Origin of the sequence: Synechocystis sp. LEGE 06083, from assembly GCF_015207725.1 — a bacterium.
Taxonomy (GTDB): domain Bacteria; phylum Cyanobacteriota; class Cyanobacteriia; order Cyanobacteriales; family Microcystaceae; genus Synechocystis; species Synechocystis salina.
Genome location: NZ_JADEWJ010000249.1, coordinates 1 through 6051, shown reverse-complemented (window position 1 = coordinate 6051; position 6051 = coordinate 1). Strand labels below are relative to the sequence as shown.

4 protein-coding genes are annotated in these 6051 nt (G+C 51.0%); 3 read left to right on the top strand and 1 reads right to left on the bottom strand.

Annotation, left to right across the window (positions count from 1 at the left end):
- A partial coding sequence (locus IQ219_RS15920; RefSeq protein ID WP_228017201.1) for a transglutaminase occupies window positions 1-1269 on the bottom strand: 1269 nt, incomplete at its 3' end.
- A 230-nt stretch (window positions 1270-1499) separates the two neighbouring features.
- On the opposite strand from IQ219_RS15920, the gene IQ219_RS15915 reads away from it, so the two are divergent.
- The 3 genes from IQ219_RS15915 to IQ219_RS15905 all read left to right on the top strand — a co-directional run bounded on the left by IQ219_RS15915 (window position 1500) and on the right by IQ219_RS15905 (window position 5953).
- Window positions 1500-2174, top strand: a complete 675-nt coding sequence (locus tag IQ219_RS15915; protein WP_228017200.1) for a hypothetical protein — start codon at window positions 1500-1502, stop codon at window positions 2172-2174.
- A 135-nt stretch (window positions 2175-2309) separates the two neighbouring features.
- Window positions 2310-3275, top strand: a complete 966-nt coding sequence (locus tag IQ219_RS15910; RefSeq protein WP_190597318.1) for an SPFH domain-containing protein — start codon at window positions 2310-2312, stop codon at window positions 3273-3275.
- A 650-nt stretch (window positions 3276-3925) separates the two neighbouring features.
- Entirely contained in the window at window positions 3926-5953 is a 2028-nt protein-coding gene (locus tag IQ219_RS15905; protein ID WP_194018892.1) for an Rne/Rng family ribonuclease, read from the top strand.
- Window positions 5954-6051 lie beyond the last annotated feature (98 nt).

Genomic DNA, 6051 nt, shown 5'->3' with positions numbered 1-6051 from the left:
CCGTAGGGCTAAGTCGGGAGTATCAATGTGGGGTTTAATGCCATAGGAAAGGCGATCGTAGACGTAGTTCCGGATATTGAACATCTTACGGAGGCTGTTGGTTTCCCGACCGATCGCCTCGGCCGCGGCCCGGATAATAATATCGGTTTCCATGCTGAGGTTATCGTTATCCACTAAATAACGGTCAGCAAAGCCTTCAGGTAAGGCGGGAAGATGCTCGCAATCACTGGGTTTCAGGCGATATTTAATGCCCCATACTTCCATTTCCACCCGCCAACCAAACACGGCCCGACTATCTAAATCAAGCTGGTCAAACTCGAACACAGCCACTTTTTGCCCGTTGACATCATCAATACGGCTAAAGGGTAAACCCACCGATTCAATTTTGCGAATTCTTTGTCGGGGGGTGGCCGCCGGCAGGGCCATGCGCCATTCCACCTGTTTTAAATCAACGGGGTCCAGGGGGGCTAGTTCCTCAACGTAGCGCATCTCCACCAAGTACCCGTTGGAAAAGGTACAACGCTTGTGGGTATCGTTGTAGAAATAGAGGGGATGGATGAAGGTGGTTTCCCGATACATCAACTCGTGGTTGGGATCGGCGTTGGGGTTATCCCGGACGTAGGGTTCCTGTTGCACATAGGCCACATAGATGGTTGCTTTTTCCCCAGCTTGATCGTTGTAAAAAGCCAGGCCAGTGGGGCTTTCAAAGGGGGTAATCAGGCTAAAATTAATTTCCCCGGTGGCCCGATCGAGGCAATAAACACTTTGTTCGGCACTGTCACATACCCACAGTTCTTCCCCCCGCACGGTAATGTTTTCCACGCCGATGCCGGGACTGTAAAAAGTGGCCACTAGCTTGCGGGTGTCCCTGCCATACACCAAAATGTGGCCCCGCTTATGGCAGGTAATGTACACAGTGCTGCCCCAGATGGCTACCCCATTGACTGGGTCGTCAAACCAGGCAAATACCTCCGGCTTCAGGTCTTCCCCTTCCAGATTACAGGTGTAAACATACTGTCCTGAGCTAAACCATAGCTGCCCGTCGGCGATCGCCAGGCCGGTGGCCCCGATAAATTCTTGCCAGTACTGACCGTTGAGTAACTTGGTGTTGTTGGTGTAGGGATCGATTTCCAACAGGTAACCATTTTTGCTGTCCACAGCCAACAGACGATCTCCGTCGAAGACAATGCCATGGATGGAAACGGCGGCCACGGGACGAATGGTTTTTCCCACAAAGGTAGATGAATCGGGCACAGAATCGACAACCATAGACACTAGATGGCAGGACAGTTTAGGCAATTCTACAGCTTAACAAAGGCCCAGGTGGGGCAGATGCTCACCACGAACGTTCCCCTGCTACTGTTCCCAGGGGTCGTGCTACCATGCCTTTAGAACGGAAAAGAGGGCAACAAAAACCACTGCGAAACTGTCCTTTTGCCCTAGGAAAGTGCTTCTGTCTGGGCACAATGTTCAGAGAAATTTCCCAAAGGATTGAGACAATGGCTAATAGGATTGGTTCAATAAGTTTAGGTTTACTCACTGCCCTGGTGGGAGGGGAGGCCCTGGGGTCCCTGGTAATGGCAACCCCTTTAAGGCCCCCCCTGGCGATCGCCCAGAATAGCTCTGCCCCTTTGACGGTGGATGTGTTGAAAAACCTGAGCTATAGCATTCCCGACCAGGGCATATACCCCCTCAACAACGGTGTGTTTACCGGCGGAACCTTTAACCTCAATTTGATTAAGCCCATTGCCCTTGGGGACGTGGACCAAGACGGCGACCAGGATGCGGCGGTGATTTTACGCTGGGGCAGTGCGGTGGGCCCAGAAGAACTGATTTACCTCGCAGTGGTGACCGATGGGCTCAATGGACCGATCGCCAACCCCAACACCTATTTCCTCGGCGATCGAGTGCGGGTACAAAGTTTAGTTATTAAAAATGGGCAAATCCGCCTCAATATGTTGAAGCACCAGCAGGGAGACCCCCAATGTTGTCCTAGTGCCCTGGTTTCTGAAGCGTACCAGTTGAATACTGGCGGGGGAACCCTGGAGCCCATCACCCTCAACGAACAGCAACGACAGGAAATTCATATTCAGGATCTACCCAGTCAGTCCCTACCAGGGGACCAGGACGAACCTTTCCAACCCCCTGAGGATCAGTTTCAAATTCAACTCTAGCCTTGCCATAACACCCTCCGGCCAATGGCTAGACCCATAGAACAAGTTTTCTATCCTTTCGTCTTTTTTCACTGATTGATTGTTGATTTTACTGACATTGTCCCCAACTTTCCCCAGTCACAGCGGAGCTAAACCATGGAAGCCTTTTTTCTCTTCTTTCTCGTCTTCTTCGGATCGGCGATCGGTACTTCGGTCAAAATTGTTAATGAAAAAAATGAATTTCTAGTGGAACGGCTGGGAAGTTACAACAAAAAACTTACCCCAGGGCTGAATTTTACGGTTCCTATTTTGGATCGGGTCGTTTTTAAGCAAACCACCAGGGAAAAGGTCATCGACATTCCCCCCCAGTCCTGTATTACCAAAGACAACGTGGCCATTACCGCCGATGCTGTGGTCTATTGGCGCATTATCGATATGGAGAAAGCCTATTACAAGGTGGAAAATTTACAGTCCGCCATGGTGAACTTGGTGTTGACCCAAATCCGCTCTGAAATTGGCAAGCTTGAGTTGGATCAAACCTTCACTGCCCGGACGGAAATTAATGAATTACTACTGCGGGAACTGGATATTTCCACTGACCCTTGGGGGGTAAAAGTTACTAGGGTGGAATTACGGGACATTATGCCTTCTAAAGCAGTGTTGGATTCCATGGAACTGCAAATGACCGCAGAGAGAAAAAAACGGGCGGCTATTCTCACTTCCGAAGGTCAACGGGATTCCGCCATCAACTCAGCCCAGGGGGATGCCCAAGCTCGGGTGTTAGAAGCGGAGGCTAAGAAAAAAGCGGCTATCCTCAATGCAGAAGCGGAACAACAGAAAAAAGTGTTGGAAGCTAAGGCTACAGCGGAGGCCCTCAGTATCCTTACGGAAAAATTGAGTTCCGATAACCATGCCAGGGAAGCTCTGCAATTTCTTCTGGCCCAGCAATACCTCAACATGGGTACGGCGATCGGCAGTAGTGACAGCAGCAAGGTAATGTTCCTCGACCCCCGTAACATTCTTTCCACCTTGGAAGGAGTGCGGTCCATTGTGGGGGATGGTGCCCTGGATGAAGGATTAGAGGCGGCCTTGGATAAGGTGGATCGTCATCGGGCTGGGTAGGCAACTGGCCTGGAGAGCCGGGGTTTCTTGCTAAAGGCTACCATTTCAGGTTATATTCAGTTTAAATTTCTTGGGCATCAGGTTTATTTCTTTTGACAATGCCCGGGTTATTTTGAGAGGGACTCCAAACCCTCAGGTTCGATGTCCGATGTAATCATTGGCATTGATCCAGGGATAACCAGCAAAAGTTATGCCCCTGTAGTGAATCGCCGTAAGCAGCCCCCGATTCTTCTTTTCTAATCGTTACCGGTTGTCGTTCTTACGGTGCAGAAAAACAGATAGTTTTTTCCGTCTTAAACTGCCTCCAATACTCTTGCCTATCTATCTCCCCCGTCCGTGCGATGGGCGGCTGTCCCCTGGGCGTTTCCCTGGGAATATCTACGGCTTTCTCCAGCAAGCTGACCGTAATCCATGCCCCCCCAAAAGTTCCTGCTCACACCTGATCAGGAAGCTGTGGTGGCAAAAAACGGTCACAACTATGGCCATGGGGATGACGGGAGTAGTTCACTGGGCGAGAGGGTAGGTTGACCCTAGAGAGGAAAATATTCAGTTCACCCCATGTCCAACATTACAACATTTTTCTGTAGGCCACCCTGCCCCTGTCCACACCACTGGGACGGCTTTCGGATGGCCTTTTGAGGAATATATTTATGCCAAAACAAATTGTCATTGCTGAAAAACATCAGGTTGCTGCTGTTTTTTGGAAGGATCAAATTCAAGAATTGGTGGTGTCCACGGGCAGCCAACAGGTGGGAGATATTTATTTAGGCTTAGTTGACAATATTCTGCCCAGCATTGACGCCGCTTTTATTAACATTGGGGACACCGAAAAAAATGGCTTTATCCACGTCAGCGACCTAGGCCCAGTTAGATTAAGACGCACCGCCGGTTCCATTTCGGAACTTTTAGCTCCCCAACAGAGGGTGTTGGTGCAGGTGATGAAAGAACCCACCGGGAATAAAGGCCCCCGCCTGACTGGAAATATCAGTATGCCAGGGCGTTACATGGTGTTGATGCCCTATGGTCGGGGAGTTAATCTTTCCCGCCGCATTAACCGGGAGGAGGAACGCAGTCGTTTAAGGGCTTTGGCGGTGTTGATCAAGCCACCGGGCATGGGACTACTGGTGCGGACGGAAGCGGAAGATGTGCCGGAAGATGCAATTATCGAAGATTTGGAAAATCTGCAAAAGCAATGGGAGTTGGTGCAACAACAGGCCATGACCCGTAGTGCCCCCATGCTCCTAGACCGGGATGATGATTTCATCAAGCGAGTGCTGCGGGATATGTATTCCAGCGAAGTGAATCGCATTGTGGTGGATACCCCGGCGGGGATGAAACGGATCAAACAACAATTGATGAACTGGGACCAAGGTCGTTTGCCGGAGGGGGTTTTAATTGATTGTCACCGGGAATCCCTCAGTATTCTGGAGTATTTTCGAGTCAATGCCACCATCCGGGAAGCCCTCAAGCCCAGGGTGGATCTGCCTTCGGGGGGTTATGTAATTATTGAACCGACGGAAGCTTTGACGGTCATTGACGTTAACTCTGGTTCCTTTACCCATTCGGCCAATTCCCGGGAAACGGTGCTCTGGACTAACTATGAAGCGGCCACGGAAATTGCGCGCCAGTTGAAGCTAAGAAATATTGGTGGGGTAATCATTGTCGACTTTATTGACATGGACACCCATAAGGATCAACTACAACTTTTGGAGCATTTCAACCGTTGTTTGGAGTCCGACAAAGCCCGGCCCCAGATTGCCCAGTTGACGGAGTTGGGGCTAGTGGAGTTGACCCGTAAGCGCCAGGGACAGAATTTGTATGAACTGTTTGGCCAGACCTGTCCTGAGTGTGGTGGTTTAGGCCATTTGGTGGAACTCCCTGGCGAAAAGGGTTTTGTTTCCTTGGTTCCCACAGCGGTCAGTAGTAGCATTCCCCCCCGGTTGGTGGAAAAACCAATTCTCTCTCCCCCCACTGCCAAGGTCAGTGAGCCGCCGAAGAAGGAAGAAGCGAAAATATCTAGCCCTCTGGACTTACTCTTCCATCCTAATTATCAAGAGCAAGGCGATCGGGATAATAACCGCCGTCGTCGCCGTCGTCGAGGCTCGGACTTTTCTGAAAAGGAAAATACTAAGTCCGTGGGGGTTGCCCGCAGTAAGAGCACTGGCACTAGCCCCAGCCCTACCAAGGAAAAGGCCAGTGGCACTGCCCCTCCCCGTCGTGAGCGGCCGTCCCGTCGAGTGGAAAAAACGTTGGTTCCGGTGGATGTCACCATGACAACTTTGGAACAGGACATTTATGCCCGCATGGGAATTTCTCCCCTGGTCAAAACGGAATACGCTGACCAGGACCCCCGCTCCTTTGTGGTTTCGGTGGTTACTGCGGGTACGGCCCGGGAGGAAAATAACAATGGTAATGGCAGTCAGGTTAATACGGTCATTACAGCGGTGGACAATGGCGATAATAGTCCCGATGATGTCCCCAGTGATGGGCCGACGATTATATCTGAGGTCACAGCCCCAGTTATTGAGCAATCAGTAGACGAAACGGTAGCTCAGGAAAAAGTTGACTTGCCCCAACTCGATGATGAAGCTTCATCTGCTGCGGTGGCAGAGGTATCTACTCCCACGGAAACAAAAAAACGTCCTGGCAGAAGACGGCGGCGTTCTTCGGCGGAGTAGGTATTAGCTTGATTTACTCTCCCAGTTGTTACAACGATCGCCAATGGTGGCAGGAGAGCCAAGGACTATCCGGCGATCGCCTGGTGGCGGGGGTGGAT